The 18,171-nt window shown below is 59.5% G+C and carries 17 protein-coding genes and 2 pseudogenes; 7 read left to right on the forward strand and 12 right to left on the reverse strand.

Annotated elements, in window-relative coordinates:
* The first annotated feature begins 267 nt into the window (after window positions 1-267).
* Entirely contained in the window at window positions 268-816 is a 549-nt protein-coding gene (locus HMPREF3044_RS04770) for a DUF4245 domain-containing protein (RefSeq protein ID WP_246820883.1), read from the forward strand.
* A 9-nt stretch (window positions 817-825) separates the two neighbouring features.
* Here the strand turns inward: HMPREF3044_RS04770 and HMPREF3044_RS04775 are convergent, their stop codons facing one another.
* On the reverse strand, window positions 826-1,086 hold the full coding sequence (locus HMPREF3044_RS04775; protein WP_005391899.1) for an exodeoxyribonuclease VII small subunit: 261 nt from the start codon (window positions 1,084-1,086) through the stop codon (window positions 826-828).
* A gap of 39 nt (window positions 1,087-1,125) precedes the next feature.
* Window positions 1,126-2,361, reverse strand: a complete 1,236-nt coding sequence (xseA, locus tag HMPREF3044_RS04780) for an exodeoxyribonuclease VII large subunit (RefSeq protein ID WP_005391900.1) — start codon at window positions 2,359-2,361, stop codon at window positions 1,126-1,128.
* A 98-nt stretch (window positions 2,362-2,459) separates the two neighbouring features.
* Between xseA and HMPREF3044_RS04785 the strand changes: the two genes are divergently transcribed.
* On the forward strand, window positions 2,460-3,437 hold the full coding sequence (locus HMPREF3044_RS04785) for a 4-hydroxy-3-methylbut-2-enyl diphosphate reductase (RefSeq protein ID WP_050762634.1): 978 nt from the start codon (window positions 2,460-2,462) through the stop codon (window positions 3,435-3,437).
* Between the two features lie 21 nt (window positions 3,438-3,458).
* Here HMPREF3044_RS04785 and HMPREF3044_RS13335 read toward each other — a convergent pair whose 3' ends face one another.
* From HMPREF3044_RS13335 to HMPREF3044_RS04800, 3 genes are all read right to left on the reverse strand, one after another.
* Window positions 3,459-4,487 (reverse strand): DUF6542 domain-containing protein, encoded by a 1,029-nt coding sequence (locus tag HMPREF3044_RS13335; protein ID WP_231286154.1) that lies wholly within the window; start codon window positions 4,485-4,487, stop codon window positions 3,459-3,461.
* Between the two features lie 62 nt (window positions 4,488-4,549).
* Complete coding sequence (locus tag HMPREF3044_RS04795) at window positions 4,550-5,608, reverse strand: DNA recombination protein RmuC (protein WP_005395870.1); 1,059 nt, start codon at window positions 5,606-5,608, stop codon at window positions 4,550-4,552.
* 29 nt (window positions 5,609-5,637) lie between these two features.
* The gene (locus HMPREF3044_RS04800; RefSeq protein ID WP_005395872.1) at window positions 5,638-7,047 is read right to left on the reverse strand and encodes an AI-2E family transporter; all 1,410 of its coding nucleotides are present in this window, start codon (window positions 7,045-7,047) and stop codon (window positions 5,638-5,640) included.
* A gap of 104 nt (window positions 7,048-7,151) precedes the next feature.
* Between HMPREF3044_RS04800 and HMPREF3044_RS04805 the strand changes: the two genes are divergently transcribed.
* Together HMPREF3044_RS04805 and ychF are read left to right on the forward strand one after the other, a co-directional pair.
* Window positions 7,152-7,517, forward strand: coding sequence for a DUF2218 domain-containing protein (locus HMPREF3044_RS04805; protein WP_005391905.1), 366 nt, complete (start codon window positions 7,152-7,154; stop codon window positions 7,515-7,517).
* A gap of 103 nt (window positions 7,518-7,620) precedes the next feature.
* Complete coding sequence (gene ychF, locus HMPREF3044_RS04810; RefSeq protein ID WP_070739630.1) at window positions 7,621-8,700, forward strand: redox-regulated ATPase YchF; 1,080 nt, start codon at window positions 7,621-7,623, stop codon at window positions 8,698-8,700.
* 3 nt (window positions 8,701-8,703) lie between these two features.
* On the opposite strand, the pseudogene HMPREF3044_RS13615 reads toward ychF, so the two are convergent.
* Both HMPREF3044_RS13615 and HMPREF3044_RS04820 read right to left on the reverse strand, forming a co-directional pair.
* Window positions 8,704-9,094: pseudogene (locus HMPREF3044_RS13615) on the reverse strand (peptide chain release factor I).
* A 19-nt stretch (window positions 9,095-9,113) separates the two neighbouring features.
* Window positions 9,114-10,436, reverse strand: coding sequence for a hypothetical protein (locus HMPREF3044_RS04820; RefSeq protein WP_005391908.1), 1,323 nt, complete (start codon window positions 10,434-10,436; stop codon window positions 9,114-9,116).
* A gap of 376 nt (window positions 10,437-10,812) precedes the next feature.
* Between HMPREF3044_RS04820 and HMPREF3044_RS04825 the strand changes: the two genes are divergently transcribed.
* Window positions 10,813-11,781, forward strand: coding sequence for an NAD(P)-binding domain-containing protein (locus tag HMPREF3044_RS04825; protein ID WP_070739633.1), 969 nt, complete (start codon window positions 10,813-10,815; stop codon window positions 11,779-11,781).
* A gap of 78 nt (window positions 11,782-11,859) precedes the next feature.
* Here HMPREF3044_RS04825 and HMPREF3044_RS04830 read toward each other — a convergent pair whose 3' ends face one another.
* The 3 genes from HMPREF3044_RS04830 to HMPREF3044_RS04840 all read right to left on the reverse strand — a co-directional run bounded on the left by HMPREF3044_RS04830 (window position 11,860) and on the right by HMPREF3044_RS04840 (window position 14,518).
* Window positions 11,860-13,752, reverse strand: coding sequence for a heavy metal translocating P-type ATPase (locus HMPREF3044_RS04830; protein WP_005391910.1), 1,893 nt, complete (start codon window positions 13,750-13,752; stop codon window positions 11,860-11,862).
* Window positions 13,749-14,108, reverse strand: a complete 360-nt coding sequence (locus HMPREF3044_RS04835; protein WP_005391911.1) for a Cd(II)/Pb(II)-sensing metalloregulatory transcriptional regulator CmtR — start codon at window positions 14,106-14,108, stop codon at window positions 13,749-13,751. Before HMPREF3044_RS04835 ends, HMPREF3044_RS04830 begins: the two co-directional genes overlap by 4 nt.
* Window positions 14,109-14,263: 155 nt before the next feature.
* On the reverse strand, window positions 14,264-14,518 hold the full coding sequence (locus HMPREF3044_RS04840; protein ID WP_005391912.1) for a hypothetical protein: 255 nt from the start codon (window positions 14,516-14,518) through the stop codon (window positions 14,264-14,266).
* 328 nt (window positions 14,519-14,846) lie between these two features.
* Here HMPREF3044_RS04840 and HMPREF3044_RS13340 point away from each other — a divergent pair.
* Window positions 14,847-15,001 (forward strand): annotated as a pseudogene (locus tag HMPREF3044_RS13340) (IS256 family transposase); the annotation flags it as partial.
* A gap of 608 nt (window positions 15,002-15,609) precedes the next feature.
* Window positions 15,610-16,389 (forward strand): zinc transporter ZupT, encoded by a 780-nt coding sequence (zupT, locus tag HMPREF3044_RS04845; RefSeq protein WP_005395878.1) that lies wholly within the window; start codon window positions 15,610-15,612, stop codon window positions 16,387-16,389.
* Here zupT and HMPREF3044_RS04850 read toward each other — a convergent pair.
* Entirely contained in the window at window positions 16,386-17,495 is a 1,110-nt protein-coding gene (locus tag HMPREF3044_RS04850) for a DUF808 domain-containing protein (RefSeq protein ID WP_005395888.1), read from the reverse strand. The genes zupT and HMPREF3044_RS04850 overlap by 4 nt on opposite strands.
* A gap of 131 nt (window positions 17,496-17,626) precedes the next feature.
* A complete protein-coding gene (locus tag HMPREF3044_RS04855) occupies window positions 17,627-18,166 on the reverse strand; it encodes a ribonuclease FAU-1 family protein (protein ID WP_005395891.1) in 540 nt (179 codons plus the stop codon).
* Between the last annotated feature and the right edge of the window lie 5 nt (window positions 18,167-18,171).

Consider the following 18,171-nt stretch of genomic DNA (forward strand, 5'->3'; position numbering starts at 1 on the left):
AGGCCAGGATATGGAGTTGCAGTCAATAATTTCTTATTTCCCAGAGTACTACTGTCGCTTCCCTAAAAGGGCATATGGTTATGACCACACAGCCGAAAACGGATGTGTGGAGTGAAACGCCAGGTAAAGCGGTCGTGGCGGAAAGATGAAGCAACTAAATCGGGGGTGTCCGTTTTTCTTATTCGGTCCGGCCGCACGGTTGCTGGTCTTTGGATGCTGCACAGCCTCATGTGTCTCCTAAAGAAGTAATCTGGCACAATCGATGCCGTGGCTGAAAAGAAACCTCGTGTATTTCAAGGAATGTCCGATATAGCGCTGTCCATGGCGGTGATCGTGGTCATCATGGTCATCTCAGTGGGTTTCACCGGCCTGTGCTCGTTTAACCCTGGCGCGCCTGAAAACGGTCCCGTGCAGGAGGTAGATGCCACCAATTTCATCCAGCAGGAACAGGCTAATTCGCCGTTTCCGGTGGTGCTACCTGAGATGCCGGAGGGGTGGGTGACTAACTCGGCCAGGCGGTCAGCTTTCGGTGAAAGCATCGCGCCGACGGTGGGGTGGGTGACTCCAGCCGGTGGCTACGCACAATTGATGCAAACCAGTGCATCGGTCGATGACATTCTCGCTTCCTACGCGGCAGCCTACGAAGAGACCGGTTCACCCACGGTGGGTGGCGTGGTGGCTCATCACTATGCGGCTGACGGTGAGCGTGATGTGTATATCGCAGACACCGGCGAAAATCGCCTGGTAGTCACTGGCTCTGCTGACGAACCTGAGTTGGAGGAACTTCTGGCAGCCGCGATTGAGGCACGCAAGTAAAAGTTTCTCTTAGGCCTGGAGAGAGGAATCGTCCTCTGATGTTCCTAATACCGCCTCAATTTTGTTTCGCGCTCCGTTGAGATGTTCCTCGCACCGCTTTGCTAATGCCTCTCCTCGCTCCCAGTAGGCGAGCGATTCATCTAGACCCATTTGTCCCAGTTCGAGTACACGGACGACGTTGACGAGTTCGCTGCGGGCCTCCTCGTAGCTGAGGTTTTCAACGGGTTCAAACTCCGGCCGGTTTCCCGCGCCGATGGTCTCTCCTGCCATGATGAAAGGTCCTTTCGTAGTTGTAAAAATGTCTTGCTTTTAGTCCGCGGGGGTAGTGCTCATCGTTGCGGCAGTGATGGATCCGTCGGTGACTCGGATCCGCAGCTGGCTCCCGGGTGGGGTCTCGGCGATCGTCGTGACTACGTGAGTGTCGGATCCATCCCGGGGGACGACCTGCACCACAGAATATCCTCGCTGCAGCGTGGCTGCAGGTCCAAGCGCAGTCACGCGTGCGCGCAGGCTGACTATGTCGCGGTCCTCCTGGGCGAAAACCGCCGCCACGCAACGACGCGCTCGCTGCGTGCAGTCGGAGATGATGGCTTCCTGCTCCTCGACGATGGTATAGGGATTTTTAAGAACGGGGCGGGAGCGAATGTTCGCCAGTCCTTCTTCCTCGCGCACGACCCAAGACCGAAGAGCGTTCGCCGCGCGGCTCCGCATTTCTTGGATCATGAGTGCCTCCTGCATGGCATCTGGAACGACGTTCTTGCCCGCATCCGTTGGAGTTTTCGCCGCGAAGTCCGCGACGTTATCCAAAATTGGCTGATCCGGTTCGTGGCCGATGGCAGAGATCACGGGTGTCTGCGCAGCGGCGACCGCGCGGACGAGACCTTCGCGAGAGAAGGGGAAAAGATCTTCTACGGAACCGCCGCCGCGGGCGATGATGATGACATCGACATCGGGGTCGGTGTCCAGCTGAGCCAGAGCCGCGATGATCTCTGGTTCCGCGCGTTGTCCTTGGACTGCGGTGTTGATTATTTTGAACTGGACAGCGGGCCAGCGATCGTGGGTCACCTTGAGTACATCTCTCTCCGCAGCCGAGCCCTGACCCGTAATAAGACCGACGCACCGGGGCAGGACAGGGAGAGGCTTCTTCAGCTCCGGTCGGAAAAGTCCTTCTGCAGCGAGATCGCGACGAAGTTGTTCGATGCGGGCTAGCTCTTCACCGATACCAACATGCCGGATCTCCGATACCATGAGCGAGTACTGGCCGTTGCGCTGGTAAACGCGGGGCTTACCGTGGACGATGACGCGGTCACCGCTGGTGATGTTCGCGGCGGTGGCGATGTTCGTGGGGCAAGTCAGCTGCATGGAGATATCATCGTTGAGATCTTTAAGGCTGAGGTAAGAAAAGGACCACGTGGGTTTGATATTGACTTGAATGAGCTCACCTTCGACCCATGCATCGCCGAGACGCCCAACCCAATTCCCCACCAAAGTGTTGATGGTGGATACGGAAAACGGGTGGTCAGGGCTTGTCGTCTGCTTCGCCATCGGGGCTCCTACGTCCTTTCCATTGCAATTGCTCGTCCTTTGAAGCCTACCGCGCCCCGCGTGTGACGGCGAAGACGAAAGACGGTAGCCTTGGATTCATGCCAGTAGATAACGAGGCCCAGTCAGGTAAGAAAGTTCTTCTCGCAGCTCCGCGTGGGTACTGCGCGGGTGTAGACCGTGCGGTGGAAACGGTGGAACGAGCGTTGGAGAAATACGGTGCCCCCGTCTATGTGCGCAAGGAGATTGTGCACAACCGCTACGTGGTGGATACGCTCGCTGAGCGCGGTGCAATCTTCGTTGATGAAACAACCGATGTGCCAGAAGACGCCCACGTGGTGTTTTCGGCCCACGGTGTGAGCCCGGCTGTTCGTGGCGAGGCGAAATCGTTGAACCTGAACACGCTGGATGCAACGTGCCCGCTGGTGACCAAGGTCCACAACGAGGTGAAGCGCTTCGACCGGGATGGTTACACCATCTTGTTCATCGGGCATAAGGGCCACGAAGAGGTGGAGGGCACGATGGGTGAGGCTCCCCACACAACGCACCTCGTCGATGGTCCTGCCGGTGTAGATGAGCTGCCGGAGTTCGGCCCGGAGGAAAAACTCATCTGGCTGTCCCAAACGACACTGAGTGTGGACGAGACGATGGAAATCGTGAATAAGCTCCATGCGCGTTACCCGCAGCTGGAGAATCCGCCGAGCGACGATATCTGTTACGCCACGCAGAATCGTCAGAGTGCGGTGAAGGCGATTGCGCCGAAGTGTGATTTGCTCATCGTTGTCGGTTCGCAGAACTCGTCCAACTCGAAGCGTTTGCGGGAAGTGGGAGTGGAGTCCGGTGCGAAGGCTGGCTACCTCATCGATTACGCGAGCCAAATTGAGGATTCCTGGCTCGAAGGTGTGAACACAGTCGGGGTGACCTCCGGCGCATCTGTTCCGGAAATTCTGGTGAAAGACGTGTTGGCGACGCTCGACGAGCACGGCTTTTCGGAGGTGGAAACGGTTCAGACCGCCACAGAGAAGCTCGTTTTCGGGCTTCCCCGTGAGATTCGCCCTGCGAACCGGGCTAAGCGCTAGGAATTTTTTACTTGTCGACGCCTACTGGTACAGGTCGTCGTCGACGGAGCGGTTGGCCGAGGAGTGGTGCGTCGAACCCCCCTTGGCTTGGCGCCGCAAGAGATCCTGGACCGTTACGGTCGAGCCGCTGTGTCCCGTTGTCCGGGCGCGTCCTTTGCTTCTTGGTGCTGACGTGGATGTGGAAATCCGGCGTGCTCGCTGTGCTACCTGACGATTTTTTTCATCTGAGGAACGCTGCCGCCGGGAGGTTTCTTCGCGTTGCCGGACTTCGCCACGTTCGGCGCGACGGAGTTGCGCCAGTCGCAGATAGCCAATGGCTGCAGCTCCCGCAGTGATGATGAGGAGGAAGGGGAATTGTTGGAACAGCGGATAGGCCGCCCCGATGAGCACGGTGGCTGAAAAATTATTGTCGCTGTGTGTCTGCGCAACGAGCCAGCCAGCGAAGGGCGTGACGATAGAAAAAACGAGGGGGATCTGTGCCACAGCCAAAAAGATGCCTCGTGGCTCTACAAACAGAGCTATGCACAGGCTGATAAGGCCAAAGGAAAAGAGGTAGATCCATCCCAGGGTTCCTCCTGCCATGGAGATGACTGCACCGGTAAGAAGAGCAGCGATGAGCAGGAGCGGAACAGCCCATAGTGGGATCCCATGAATGCTCTCATGGCCACCCACCTCTGCTCGCCGAGGTGGGCGCGGGCGCGCCGACCGACTGACCTTCGTGGCGGTCGTAGCAGCGTCGGTAGACGGCGTCGTGTGTGTGTGTCGGCGCCTGCGATTTTGCGTGGAGCGATCATGGTCTGGGGTGCCCGACCCGGGCTGAGGCAGCGGAGAGCGTTTCGTTGTTGTCGTCGGATAGTCCCATTTATTGGACACGCGGGCCGACGCCGTGGGGGTGAACGAGTATTTCTGCCGGCCACGAGGTTCATTGTCGTCTGCTTGCCCTGCGGATACCGAAGAGGCGTCTACGCGGTGCGAGGCGCTCGGCTGGTGGCGTCGCTCGCCAGGATTAGAGGCGGGACGTCGATTGTTCTGCAGCGGTTGATCGGACACGAAACCTAATGTTACCTAGCCAAAGTGCAGAACGGGAACTGAGATTGCATTAATCAGATCTGCTATATGTCCCACGTGTTCTCTGCGCTGTGGCCAGACGCGTGCCGTGGATGGCGTTCCAGATGCTCGATCACTGGGAGCTCGCCCTGCGTTCCGCCATCGAGCTCGAGTTCTGCCAGACGCCGAGCGGTGACGGCAACACGTGATTCCATGGAGCCGATCATTACATTGTACTGTTCGACGGTCTTGTCTAGCAGGCTCCCTAGCTTTGCGTAGTGCTCGTTGAGCGTAGCGAGACGGCGGTAGAGCTGTGTGCCCAATGCGTGGATTTCACCGGCTTTGGCCTCTACGTCGGCGGATTGCCAACCCAGCGCAACGGTGCGCAAGAGCGCCATGAGAGTTGACGGTGTCGCGATGATTATGTTCCGGCTAAAGGCGAACTCAAGGAGTTCTGAATCGCATTTCAGTGCTGCATCGAGGAACGAATCTGCGGGGATAAACATGACAACGAATTCGGGTGTATGTGCAAACCCGCGCGCGTAATCCTTGGCGGAGAGTTGCGTGACGTGCTGACGCATGAGATATGCGTGGCGGCGGAGATAGCCTGCCTGTTCCTCTGAGTCGTTGACCTCCAGCGCATCAGTGTAGGCGGATAGGGGCACCTTTGAATCGACGACGATATCCCGTCCTCCTGCCAGGTGAACAACAAGGTCAGGGCGAACGCGGGATGAATGGGAGGTGGTGGAAACCTGGGTGTCGAAGTCGCAGTGCTTGATCATTCCGGACAACTCAACCACGCGTTGGAGCTGCATTTCTCCCCACTGACCACGAAGACCCGGGCCTCCGAGCGTGGTGAGGAGCTTATCTGTTTTTCCGGCAAGAGCCAGGCTTGTCTGTGTAAGGTGCTGCATTTCCTGATTTAGGCGTGCAGATGTTTCTGCGCGCGAGACATCGAGTGCGTGCAGCCGGGAGGAGATTCCATCCATCGCATCGGCAAGCTGATTGGCAGTAGGGAGCTGTGCGACGGGGGACGATGAAGCTTGGCGGTCGCGGAGGAAGAACCCTACGAGGATGCCGATGACTATTCCGATCAGCAGGAAAATGAAGCCGGTTGCACTCATATCGTCCAACCGTAGTCGATTGAGGAGTCTTAATCGTCGGTTTTATGGAACAAGTGTGCGAGAGATGCGGTGGCTTCCTGCGCTCGAGAAAGGAGTGAATCGGTGTCGCTCAGTCCTCTACTTTCGGCTTTTTTGCGCTGCGCTTCCCGGGCTTCCCGTGCCGCTTCTTCTCCCCGTAACCCTGTGATGGATCCGGCTACGGTGGCGAACTCGATTTCGGAGGCAGTCTTTTCGCCGGAGCGCAGTGCCACAATGTCAGAAAGGTAACGCAGGAGCACAGCGACGGTCGCTGTGATCGGTACCGCGAGCAGTGCTCCGGCGATGCCGAACAACCCGCCGCCGACGGTGACGACCAGAATAACGACGGCCGGATGCAAATTCATTGCCTTGGACTGCAGCATCGGAGATAGGACGTTGCCTTCGAGCTGTTGCACGATGAGGATGAGGATGAGCACCATGAGCGCTTTGGTAAGCCCCATCGTTACGAGGGCGATGGCGACAGCCACTGTGCCCGCAACAAATGCGCCCACGATGGGCACAAACCCGGCAACGAAGGTGAGCGTGGCCAGTGCCAGGGCCATGGGGATCTTCATGACAACGAGTCCGAGCCCAATGAGAACGGCGTCGATGAGTGCGACGAGGGCCTGGACGCGGATGTAGTTGCTGAGGGTGTTCCAGCAGCGGGTGAGGAGTTCGGTCAGGTGCCAGCCGACCTGGCGGCCGGTGAAGGCGCGGGCCCATGGCATGAAGCGCTCCCCGTCCTTGAGGACGAAAAAGGTAATGATGAGTGTGATGGTGGCCAGGACGAGTAGCGACGAGGCTGCCCCAAGGCCGGCGAAAACCCCGCCGGCGATGTTCCCAGCCTGCTGTTGGATCCATGCCACCGCCTCGCCGAAGATGCGGTTGAAATCCTCTCCCTTGAGCGACAGCGGGGGTTCCTGGGCCCATAGCTGGAGGCGCTGGATCGCGTCGACTGATTGAAAGTACAAAGTTTGAGATTGCCGTGCGACACCGGGCGCGATGAGTGCGATAATCGCCGAGAACGCGCCGAGTACGGTGATCATTGTGACGAGCGCGGCGAGCCACGCTGGAAGTCGATGACGCTTGAGCCAGGCTGCCGGTGGCCACAAAACAGAGGAGATAAGCAGCGCGAGAGCGACCGGGAGAACTCCTTGCCAAAGGGCGCCGAGGATGCGCCATCCTGCGTACACGGTGACGCCGATGACGAGCAGTCGGAGGCACCAGTGGGAGAACGTAATGACACCTGCGGCGAGGATCGTGGAGCGATCGATGTTGTCCCGTTCCTGCAGTTCCTTGAAGGTTGCGATGGCCTCCTGCGTCTCTGCTGACTGCGGTGAACCGACGGCGACGGCTTCTCCGACCGGAGAATTAGCCTCGGTCGCGTCGTCGACAGGCTCGGATGAAGGAGTTTTTGTCACACCCTTATTGTGCCCTAAAAGATGGCCACGATGACACTCCGGTGTTTCCCCAGCTATAGAAAACTTTGGTTAGTCTTGGCTAAGCTAAAGGGTATGCTGAAACAATGGTATCTATTGCCCACGTTGCGTCCGCTCGTGCGGAACGGTACGGGAAGCAACTTGCCAGCCACTTCAGCCACAAGATCGAGGCTAAATGGGACGAAGAAAACAAGATGGGGTATGTCATCTTCGCCCTTGCGGAGCCAGAGAATCAAGAGGACGTGGTCCGGTGCGACATGGACGCGCGAGAAGATAAGCTCACACTCACGCTCACTGGCCCAGCTCCCGGCATTGGCAGGATCGAGGGAGTCGTGGCGCGCCACCTTGTCCGGTTTGGCAAGCAAGGGGAACTGGAGGTCACCTTCATCCGAGATAACGGTGAGACATCGACCTTCGTCTACGAAGACGGGATGACTGGGCCCGGCAAGTAAACCGCTGTGTCAGAGCACTCGAGACTGTGCGACACAACCCTGCGGCACGATTGCCCAATGGCCCACACATTCCGCAAAAGGGACATTGCTAGGATAATGAGCTGTGAGCCTTACACTTGGAATTGTCGGATTGCCCAACGTGGGCAAATCAACCCTTTTTAACGCACTGACGCGAAACGATGTCCTCGCCGCGAACTACCCGTTCGCCACGATCAACCCGAACGAAGGCATGGTCGAACTCCCGGACGAGCGACTCAAGGTCCTCACCGAGATGTTCCACTCTGAGCGGATCCTCCCCGCCACCGTGTCCTTCGTCGACATCGCCGGCATCGTTAAGGGCGCGTCCGAGGGGGAGGGGATGGGCAACGCCTTCCTCTCCAACATCCGCGAAGCCGACGCAATCTGCCAGGTGGTGCGTGCCTTCTCCGATGAGAACGTGATCCACGTCGACGGTCGCGTCGATCCTGCAACGGATATCGCGACGATCGCCACGGAGCTCATACTGGCGGACCTGCAGACCATCGAAAAGGCCCTGCCACGCCTGGAAAAAGAAGGCCGCAAGAGCAAGGAAATCAAGGAGCAGGCCGAGGAGACGAAGAAGGCGCAGGCTATCCTCGAGGATGATCGCACCCTCTTCAGTGCACAGGACGAGATCGATCTGTCACTTCTCTACGATCTACACCTCATGACGGCGAAGCCCTTCCTCTACGTGTTCAACTCTGACGAGGCCGTGCTCACCGATGAGGCGAAGAAAAAAGAGCTGCGCGAGCTCGTCGCTCCCGCCGATGCCGTGTTCCTCGATGCCAAGACCGAGACCGAGCTTCTCGAGCTCGAGCCCGACGAGGCCGCTGAGTTGCTGGCCTCCGTCGGCCAGAACGAGCCGGGGCTGAGCACCCTGGCCAAGGCCGGTTTCGCCACCCTTGGACTGCAGACATTCCTCACCGCCGGGGAGAAGGAATCACGTGCGTGGACGATTAAGCAGGGTTCGACAGCCCCGCAGGCCGCCGGTGTCATCCACTCCGATTTTGAGCGTGGCTTCATCAAGGCCGAGATCGTGTCCTACGACGAGCTCATCGAGGCTGGCTCCATGGCTGAGGCCCGCGCCCACGGCAAGGTGCGCCAGGAGGGCAAGGACTACATTATGCGCGATGGCGACATCGTGGAGTTCAAGTTCAACGTGTAGCGCTTAACCTCTGCGCTGAACTCTTTGATCCCGGGACGTGATGAGGACTGGGGCTATTGTGCTCCCCCGAACGCTACGACTCGGAGGCACGAGGCTGTGTCACAGGTGCAAGCGAGAGGACCAGGAGCGAAACACAGATGCACGTGCGCCCGACCTATCCAAAGACGGAACCGTCTAGGCGGTGCTCGAGGTTGCGCGAGATACGGTGACGTTGGGTGTCGGTAAGCGATGCGCATTCGGCGACATCGATGGAAAGCTGGACTTTGCTGTCCGTCGTGTTGGTGCCCTGGACACCCGGAGCCGACGATTTCGCGAAACGCTCCGCGAGATCGGCGGCGGCGATGACCGCACCGTCGGGGATCCCCGGGCCGGGCGCGATGGTCAGGTCGTTCATGCTACCCAGCCTAGGTGCCCTACAACCGTTTCTCGTCTCGGCGGAAGCGGAGACCGCGTCGCGACGGAAGGGATTCAGCCTCAGTATTATCCTCGTCACCGGTTGATTCGAGCGCTTTTTGCTCCTCCTTCTCCCGTCTGGCTTCGATTTCAGCGGCCTTCGCAAGCAGCCGGTCTTCGCTCATATCGCGAATTTTCTCAGTGGCCTTCTGAGCCTGATCCACCACAGACTGACGGGCGCTTTTCGCAGCATTGACCGTGTCTCCCGCTAGCGACATCACAGATTGACGCCAGCCCTGGACCTGGAGACGTTCCGCATCCTCCACTCTCATCCGAACATGCTGCGCGAACGCGCTGATGATGTCGTGAATATCGTTCGCGTGTGCAGTGATGTGGCGTGCGCGAATCGGTTTGGTCACCCAGACCTGATTGCTCAGTTTGGCTGCATCGCGGATGGCTGAATCCATCGCGAGCAAACGGCGGGTGGTCGATTCCAATCGATCCTTGCGCGCTTCGACGATTCCTTCCCGATGAGAATCCAGCTGGGCTGGCTCAAACTCGTTCACGTGAGCGATCTCTATGACATATATCCGATCATGTAGGTAGATGCTCCGAGCAGCGACACCTAACCAAAGCCGCAGATCATCCTTCAGGCCTTCAAGAAGGGCCTCAATTTTCTTGGAATTGTTCTGATGCTTCCGAAGTTGATCAACTGCGTCATCGAGTTGTTCGATGACGTAAGACTCGATGCCATTCAGCGCTGACCCTAGGTGGTCGACCTTCGACCAAGTGGTTGCCGAAACGCTGTTACTGCGTCGGTAGAGTTCGTCAGCTTCTTCAATCGTGTACTGGATACCGCCAAGCTGGGCCAGCGCATCAATTCTGCGCTGGCGAAGGAGAACATCGAGCTTCTCATCGATAATCTCCAAATACTCCTTGATCTCCGCGATCGCTGCCTCAATTGCCGCCTGTGCGGCAATGCCGGCAGCATTCGAAGTCATGGCTGGCGAAAACTTCACCTCTTGAAAAGATGCGTGTTTAAAGAACTGACCTGGATTGTCAGCGAGCCCAAGATCACCCCGACGCAGGACTCCGGAAACCGGTCCCTTTGAGGTGCGGTGCTGGAGCATCATCGCGGTTTCGTCAGTCGCCTTGTAGTACTTGCCAGATTTAAACTGGCGGTCGGATATCGAGCTCAGCACATTGCTGGCGCGGAAAAGGACTTGCGGGGACATAGGCTCGAACTCGGACGCGGCGGTGGAGGGGAAGCGGTCTTCCTCGCTAAGGATGAGCAATCCTTTACCGTCTGCCAGGAAAGCCAGTTCATTACGTGCATTCTCCATACAAAGAAACTTTGGTCATGATGGGCAGCAATCAACCCGGAAAGCGACTTCGCTACCGGCCCAGGCTCGCCTAGATCTGCATTTTCAATCCAGTAGGTCAAGGTACTGCTTCCGCACCATCATCGAGTGGCGCTTTATATACATATCCCGAGGTGGCTGCATTAAGAGAGAATTCCAGTTCGATATCGTGCTTTTCCGCACTTCGCCAGGCTAAAGGCCGGAGTGGTGGGTTCCGCAGTTTTCTGACTGCGCTGGTTAGACTTGCGGATATGAAGCGTCTGTCTAGCAGGGTCGTGGGGTTGCTGGTGTTGTCCTGTCTGCGTGTGGCGTCGCTTCCGGGCGATAGGAGGAATGATGTCTGAGAAGGTGATCTCCATTGACTGAGTATCACACTGGCATCGTTGTAGGGGGTGGCCAGTCCGGCCTAGCTACGGCATATTACTTGCGGCGCTTCATTGTGGACTTCTTGATCCTAGACAACCAAGAGGAACCCGGCGGAGCGTGGTTGCATACGTGGACGTCATTGACGCTTTTCTCCGCTGCGGAATTCTCCAATCTGCCCGGCTGGCCCATGCCGCACTACCCGGGATACCCGCCGGCAAGCCATGTCATCGACTATCTGGAAAGCTACGACCTTCCGGTCGGGCGCCCAGTGCATGTCCACAGCGTGTCCCATGAGGAAGGGATGTTCTACCTCAGTACGACCGCCGGTCAATTCACGGCGGAACACGTTGTCGCTGCCACAGGCACGTGGTCCGCGCCCTTCGTGCCCTACTATCCCGGCACTTTTCGCGGACGCCAGTGGCATTCGTCGACCTACCCCGGCCCCGAACCATTCCGCAGTGCGAAGGTCGCTGTGGTCGGTAGGGCGAACTCGGGTGCCCAGATCGTCGCGGACCTCATCGGGACGTCGGAGGTCACATGGTTCACACTTGAGCGGCCACGCTGGATGCCTGATGATGTCGATGGTCGCGATCTGTTTCTCCGCAGCCGCCGCCGAATTCTCGGTGGCGATGCCGGCCCGAACCTCGGGGACATTGTCGCACTGCCTCATCTACGTGAGCTCCGCAACTCCGGTCAGCTCACCGCTACCCCCATCTTCGATAGCTTGAGCGAGCTCGACCACGACCATCTGATCTGGTGCACTGGTTTCCGTCCATCCCTCGGTCCATTCCGCCACCGCATGCGCGGCCGTGAAACTGCGGTGAAGAATCTGCATCTAGTCGGTTATGGCAACTGGACCGGCGACGGCTCGGCAACGCTGATGGGCGTGGGGCCCTTTGCCAAACACACTGCCCAAGCTGTCGCGGGCCGTGTCGACGAAGCTCGACATCAAAAGTTTTGAGATGACGCTTGGTCCCTGAGCAGATCGATCCTTCCAAGATCCGCGTCGGAGAGCTGGCACGATGGACGAAAGTGTGGCTCAGCGCTTCGCTTGCGCAGCCCGCAGGCCGTTCAAGATCACGATGACTTCGGCGACCTCGTGAACCAACACGACGGCGGCCAAACCCAGCACGCCGCTGATCGCCAGCGGCATCAACACGATGATGATAGCCAGAGACAGCACGATGTTCTGGTTGATGATCCTGCTGCCTCGGCGGGCGTGTTGCAGTGCCTGCGGGATCAGCCGGAGGTCGTGGCCGGTGAAGGCGACGTCAGCGGACTCGATCGCGGCATCAGAGCCGGTCGCTCCCATCGCTATACCCACCGTTGCGCCCGCCAGTGCCGGAGCGTCGTTGATGCCGTCGCCGATCATGGCTGTCGGCGTCTTGGAGGAGAGTTCGGCGACGATGCTTGCCTTGTCCTCTGGGCGTAGCTCGGCGCGCACGTCGTCGATCCCGGCGATTTCAGCCAGCGCCCGGGCGGTGCGAGTGTTGTCGCCGGTGAGCATGCTCACCTTCACGTCGTTAGCGTGCAGGGTCTGCACAGCTTCGGGCACCTCGGGCCGCAGCTCGTCGCGGACCCCGATCGCCCCGGCGAGGGCGTCATCGACGGTGACCAGTACGCAGGTTTGGCCCTCGGACTCCATGCGCTCAACGTCTGCATTCAGTGGCCCGGCGTTGATCCACCGGGGGCTGCCCACCAGCACCCGTCGACCTTCGACGGTGCCGCCGATGCCATGCCCGGCTTCCTCTCTGATGTCCAGAGCGGCGGGCGCTTCGGGCCCCGCTGCCGCGATCGCCGCGGCGAGGGGGTGCGTCGATTGCTGCTCAACTGCCGCCGCGAAGGCAAGCACCTGCGCCCGATCGAATCCCACCGCCGGGACCACACCGGTAACCTCGGGCTGGTTGCGGGTGAGGGTTCCGGTCTTGTCTACCGCCAGGTGACGGATGCCGCCGAGCCGCTCGAACGCCGCGCCGGACTTGATGACCACTCCAAACTGGCTGGCCGCGCCGATCGCGGCTACGACCGTCAGCGGAACGGAGATTGCCAGCGCGCACGGCGACGCTGCGACCAGGACCACCAGCGCGCGGGTGACCCACGTCTCGGGGTCGCCGAGCAGTGAGCCGATCACGCCGACTAGCACCGCCAGGATCATCACCCCGGGCACTAGGGGTTGGGCAATCCTGTCGGCGATCCGTGCGCGGTCGCCCTTTTCCGCCTGCGCCTGCTCGACCAGGTCCACGAGTGTGGTCAGCGAGTTGTCCGTTCCAGCTGCGGTCGTCTCGACCTCCAGCACACCGGCGGAGTTGATCGCTCCCGCAGGCACCTCGTCGCCGGGTGCAACCTCCTCCGGAATGGATTCTCCGGTGATCGCTGAGGTGTCAAGGCTGGAGCGTCCGGAACGAATGATGCCGTCCGTGGCGATCCGCTCCCCGGGGCGAACGAGCATCAGCTCGCCAACCACGAGGTCCTTCGCTGCGACTTCGACCGCCGTACCGTCGCGCTGCACCGTCGCGGTCTGTGGTACCAATTTCAACAGTGCCCGCAGTCCACCCTGGGCCCGATCCATCGCCTTGTCTTCCAGTGCCTCGGCGATCGAGTACAGGAACGCTAGCGCCGCGGCCTCTCCGACGTAACCGAGGATTACCGCGCCGACCGCGCTGATTGTCATCAGCAAGCCAATGCCGAGCTTACGCTTTGTGGCAAGGTTCCGGATAGCGCCGGGCGCGAACGTATACGCCCCTAGCAGCAGGCCGACCCAGAACAGTACTGTCGCGGGTGTCTCTAGCCCAGACCAGCCCAGCGCCAGACCTATGCAGAGGGCTACGCCGGAGAAGATCGGCAGTAGCAACTCGGGGTCCTTCCACCATGGCCGATCGAGATCTTCGATTTCCGTGGCTGGTTCGTGGTCGCATCCACATGCTGAAGTCATGCGTCCACTCCTTTTCCGCCGCAGCCGGGCACCGAGCACTCAGGGTCGATGCACGGGGCGTTTTCGTCGACAGCCAACGTCGCGTTCACTAGCGCGTTGAGCGCTGTCGCGAGGTGCGGATCGGCGATTTCGTAGCGTGTCTTGCGGCCCTCCGGCTCGGCGACGACGATGCCGCAGTCACGCAAGCAGGTCAGGTGGTTCGAGACGTTCGAGCGGGTCAGGTCCAGGTCGCGCGAAAGTACGGACGGGTAGCTCGGGCCGTCTAGTAGGGTCATCAGGATTCTGGAGCGCGTCGGATCCGCCAGGGCCCGGCCGAACCGGTTCATGACGTCGAGGCGCGAAGCAATAGTCAGCATGTGCTGAACTATACATCATCGAGTGAACTGACAAAAGCATGAAGATGCTGCGGCTGGCAGGAATTAGTCGATGAGATTGCCTGCGGCTGGGCCTTCGCTGTCCGGGTGCCAACCCAACGCGGGGGAGGCATGGTTGGCGAAGTTGTCCAAAATCTTCACGTTGACGTGCACGCCCACCCCGGTGGGGATGGTGATGAGCAGGGGGCGACGGGCATAACGGTATCGTCGGCTTTGAGCTGTTCAATGAGCCTGTCCGTCTCGGCGGCGGAGGTGCAGACAAAGGTGGTGGAGTCTACATCAGGCAGCGCACCTACCTGGTCGGAGCCGGAGTCCTGCAAGCCGAACATCTGCAGGTCCGGGCCGTTGACGATGGGGAAGATGGGGCGGGACGCTGATCGCGTGGCGTCCAAGCGCGGCCCGCCCCTTCCATGTGGCGCGGTACCGGCTGATCTGATCCGCCTGCATTTTCGCCCAGGGGTTCGGCGGTGGTCTCGGCGACCAGGGTCGACGACATTAGGTTCAGCCCGTCCGTGACGTTCTTTTCTGCAGATGGCCCGCGCTGGCCACCGAAGGCATAATGCCCGAAGCTGAAGAATCCGAACGCTTTCATGGGAGAACACTCCTTGTAGTGACATATCAATAACTGGGGTAGTGTTTCGAGTTGTGTCATCATAGGTTGTGGCGAGGCTAACGCACTGCTCAAGGATCTGCTGTAGGTGCTTCTCGACGCTGGATTAGGCCAGCACGCTTACCCCCAAGGTGGTGCCAAAGGGCCCACGCCGACTCACAGAGCTCAACGACACGCCCGTCTCGTTGTACGCAGGTCGGATGACAGGGCCGTGCAAGATAGTCAGCATCTTTTTGGGGTCACTCTGGGCGTGGATATGAACCCGCGTGGTCGACAGACCAACATCAGAGCGTAATAAGCACGACCACACCAGGCTACTCTTTCAAAGAGTGCCAGTCGTGGGCTGCATTTCGGGGAGCACTTGCATTCAGGCGTTTCTCACTTGCTGCGACTGGATGGGTGCTTCTGCGCCGGACAGTATTGCTTCACGTCAAAAAGGGAGAGACATACATCGGCTCTTAGGAAATGCATATGGGGTATGCGGATTCTACGGGGGCGATGTGGAAACAATAGGAGTTATGGAGCCGGACAGAGGGGCCGGATCCCTCCTAGGCTCAGAGTTGTAAAGGGGGCTAGAGTTCACCCGGTATTTTTCCGCGAGTAGCGGTATTTGCGAGTACGCCCCATATGGCTTCCGCAGAACATATAAGTGTTTCCGTGCGCCTAATATGCTCTCTTTGCGCAGACGTAATTACTGTTTTCTGATTGTCGCACTCTAACGGTAAAGTAACTTTGCAACGACATTCGGTCGAATTCAACTTCAACGTGTAGGAGCGCCGCTGAGCAGCGGGGTCACCGTGTGATCCCGTGTAGCTTGTCACACCCCGGCGCGCGCCGCCTGTACGAGACGACGAAAGGTATGCCATCGGCGCGATGACCTTCCTGGGGGCCTTCGCCCTCACCCTGTTCGCCGGTGCCGCAACAGGCATCGGCGGGCTGATCACTGTGCTCAAGGGCAATCCGGGGGACCGGTTCCTCGCCGGCGCACTCGGGCTCTCCGCAGGTGTGATGCTGTATGTCTCTTTCATGGAGATCCTGCCCGAGGGGATAAGCCAGCTGGAGGAGGCGTGGGGAAAAGCCGGGGTGTGGGCGGCTGTGGGGGCGTTCTTCCTCGGTGTGTTGATCATCGCGGGAATTGACCGGCTGGTGCCGGAAGAGGTCAATCCGCACGAGCCTGAAATGATCGGCACGCCGAGCAGCAAACGGTTGCTGCGCATGGGGGTTATGACGGCGCTGGCCATCGGAATCCACAACTTCCCGGAGGGGTTCGCTACATTTTTGTCGGGGCTGGAAGGCGCCACGATCGCGATCCCCGTTGCTGTCGCCATCGGCATTCACAATATTCCTGAGGGGATTGCTGTGGCTGCGCCGATTCGGCAGGCCACGGGGTCTCGCCGCAAAGCGTTTACGTGGGCTCTTATCTCCGGTTTGAGTGAGCCGGCGGGCGCGCTCATCGGCTTCCTTGTGCTGTACCCGTTTATCACTCCGGCGACGCTTGGCCTGTGTTTTGCTGCTATCGCCGGCATCATGGTGTTTATTTCTCTTGACGAGCTTCTTCCCACGGCCATCGCAACGGGGAAACATCACGTCGCCGTCTACGGGGTCATCGTGGGCATGGCTGTCATGGCGCTCAGCCTGCTTCTCTTCCTCTAGTTTTTGCTTGTCGACGCCCCGTCGGTGGGCTTTTCTTGCACCTCTTCGTTGCCTTCGGGGGAGTTATCGATGTGCGGAGCCGCGATGGTGTACGTGTACGGGTTGTTGTCCTGGTTGGACCGGTAGGCCTCCACCATGCGCTGCTCCTCCTCGTTGAGGTAGTACTTCACGCCCTCGTGCTCTTCCTCATCGGTTTTTCCTGTGAGGGCGTGGAAGATGCTGATGAAAATCACCACGATGGTGCCGACGATCGCGCCGACGACCATGGAGCAGGCCGTATCGACGAGCCAACCAATGAAGCCACCGCCGACCCCTGCGGCCAGGTGGTGGATGTACTCGGCAGGTGCGTGCCACCCCAGGGTGTCGGCACCATTGACGATGAGGTGGCCACCGACCCACAGCATGGCGGCCGTACCCACAACGGCAATCACGTTCAGCACCTTGGGCATCGCGGAGACGAGCCCACGCCCCAAAGATTGCGTGGATTCCGATGAGGACTTCGCCATGGACATGCCGAGGTCGTCCATCTTCACCAGCAGCGCGACCGCGCCGTACACCAGGGCAGTAATGCCGATCGCCACGAGGACGAGGACAGTCAAGCGCATGAAGAACGGCTGGTCGGTGACCTCGCCGAGGGAGATCACCATGATCTCCGCCGACAGAATGAGGTCGGTGGTGACGGCGGATTTCACCAGCGCGTCCTCCGCGCCGGGTCCCTGCACCTGCACGGTGTCGGTCTGCTCGTCAGTGCCGGTGATCTTGGCGATGACCTTGTGCATGCCCTCATAGGTGAGGAAGCAGCCACCCAACATGAGGATGGGGGTGAGTGCCGCCGGTGCGAGCCAGCTCAGCAGCAGAGCGAAGGGCAAAATAAGAACCAGCTTGTTGAAGAGGGATCCCTTGGCAATGCGCCAAATGATGGGCAACTCTCGCGCCGGGGTGACACCCTGCACGTATTGTGGTGTCACGGCTGCGTCGTCAACAACAACGCCGGCTGCCTTGACAGATGTGTGGCCGGCTGCCGCTGCCACGTCGTCGATACTGGATGCTGCGGCTCGGGCAATGAGCGCTACGTCGTCGAGGAGGGCAGCTAGGCCACCAGCCATGGGGTCACCACTTTCATGTCGGGGATGGAAAATTTATTCCAGGTGTGTTTTCTATGAAGTCTATCAACGGCTGAGAAAAAAGTAGCGCCCACGATAAATGATCGTGCGCGCGTGGACTCGTGTAAATGCTGCTAAGGTGCCGGCGTGAGCTCGATGGATTCCTTGTCAGCCCACTGGATGTCGACACCGAGGGAGGATAGCCACGCCATCGGGTCGTCCCCGTGGCGGGTGATGCCCTCTACCGCGCGCAGCGTCGTTTCGATGGCGAGTTCCGCCTCCTCTGCCGTGATGTAGTGCGCGGAGGTAGCAGCTGCAAGCTCGTCGATGTCGAGTACCTCGACGGGCTTGCCGTCGTGCAGGAACAGGTCGACGTACAGATCGCGGGTGTGCCACACGCCGTCCTCGTTGGTGATATCCGCAACGTCGATGTAGATGCCGTCGGGGATTCCGGCGCTGGGGCGGTAGTGGAAGATGTTGAAGCGGAGATTCAGCTCGGGGAGGAGCCAGCTTTCCAGGTAACCGAAGTTCTTGTGGTCTGCGCCGCGGGCCATGTAGAGGCCGGGGCCTTCCTCGCGGTAGGTGTCTACCTGGCGGGTGATGCCCTTCGGGTCGAGGTTGATACCTGCTGCGGTGTCAAAGGTTTCATTTTTTACTGGGTGTAAATCAGTCATGCGAG

This window comes from Corynebacterium sp. HMSC073D01, from assembly GCF_001815555.1.
GTDB classification, from domain to species: Bacteria; Actinomycetota; Actinomycetes; order Mycobacteriales; family Mycobacteriaceae; genus Corynebacterium; species Corynebacterium glucuronolyticum.

What these genes read in the sequence shown, in the direction of transcription:
- HMPREF3044_RS04775 (WP_005391899.1), bottom strand. Translation starts at nt 1,086, where the DNA reads ATGGCAGGAGAGACCATCGGCGCGGGAAACCGGCCGGAGTTTGAACCC.
- xseA (WP_005391900.1), bottom strand. Translation starts at nt 2,361, where the DNA reads ATGGCGAAGCAGACGACAAGCCCTGACCACCCGTTTTCCGTATCCACC.
- HMPREF3044_RS04785 (WP_050762634.1), top strand. Translation starts at nt 2,460, where the DNA reads ATGCCAGTAGATAACGAGGCCCAGTCAGGTAAGAAAGTTCTTCTCGCA.
- HMPREF3044_RS04795 (WP_005395870.1), bottom strand. Translation starts at nt 5,608, where the DNA reads ATGAGTGCAACCGGCTTCATTTTCCTGCTGATCGGAATAGTCATCGGC.
- HMPREF3044_RS04805 (WP_005391905.1), top strand. Translation starts at nt 7,152, where the DNA reads ATGGTATCTATTGCCCACGTTGCGTCCGCTCGTGCGGAACGGTACGGG.
- HMPREF3044_RS04820 (WP_005391908.1), bottom strand. Translation starts at nt 10,436, where the DNA reads ATGGAGAATGCACGTAATGAACTGGCTTTCCTGGCAGACGGTAAAGGA.
- HMPREF3044_RS04830 (WP_005391910.1), bottom strand. Translation starts at nt 13,752, where the DNA reads ATGACTTCAGCATGTGGATGCGACCACGAACCAGCCACGGAAATCGAA.
- HMPREF3044_RS04835 (WP_005391911.1), bottom strand. Translation starts at nt 14,108, where the DNA reads ATGCTGACTATTGCTTCGCGCCTCGACGTCATGAACCGGTTCGGCCGG.
- zupT (WP_005395878.1), top strand. Translation starts at nt 15,610, where the DNA reads ATGACCTTCCTGGGGGCCTTCGCCCTCACCCTGTTCGCCGGTGCCGCA.
- HMPREF3044_RS04850 (WP_005395888.1), bottom strand. Translation starts at nt 17,495, where the DNA reads ATGGCTGGTGGCCTAGCTGCCCTCCTCGACGACGTAGCGCTCATTGCC.
- HMPREF3044_RS04855 (WP_005395891.1), bottom strand. Translation starts at nt 18,166, where the DNA reads ATGACTGATTTACACCCAGTAAAAAATGAAACCTTTGACACCGCAGCA.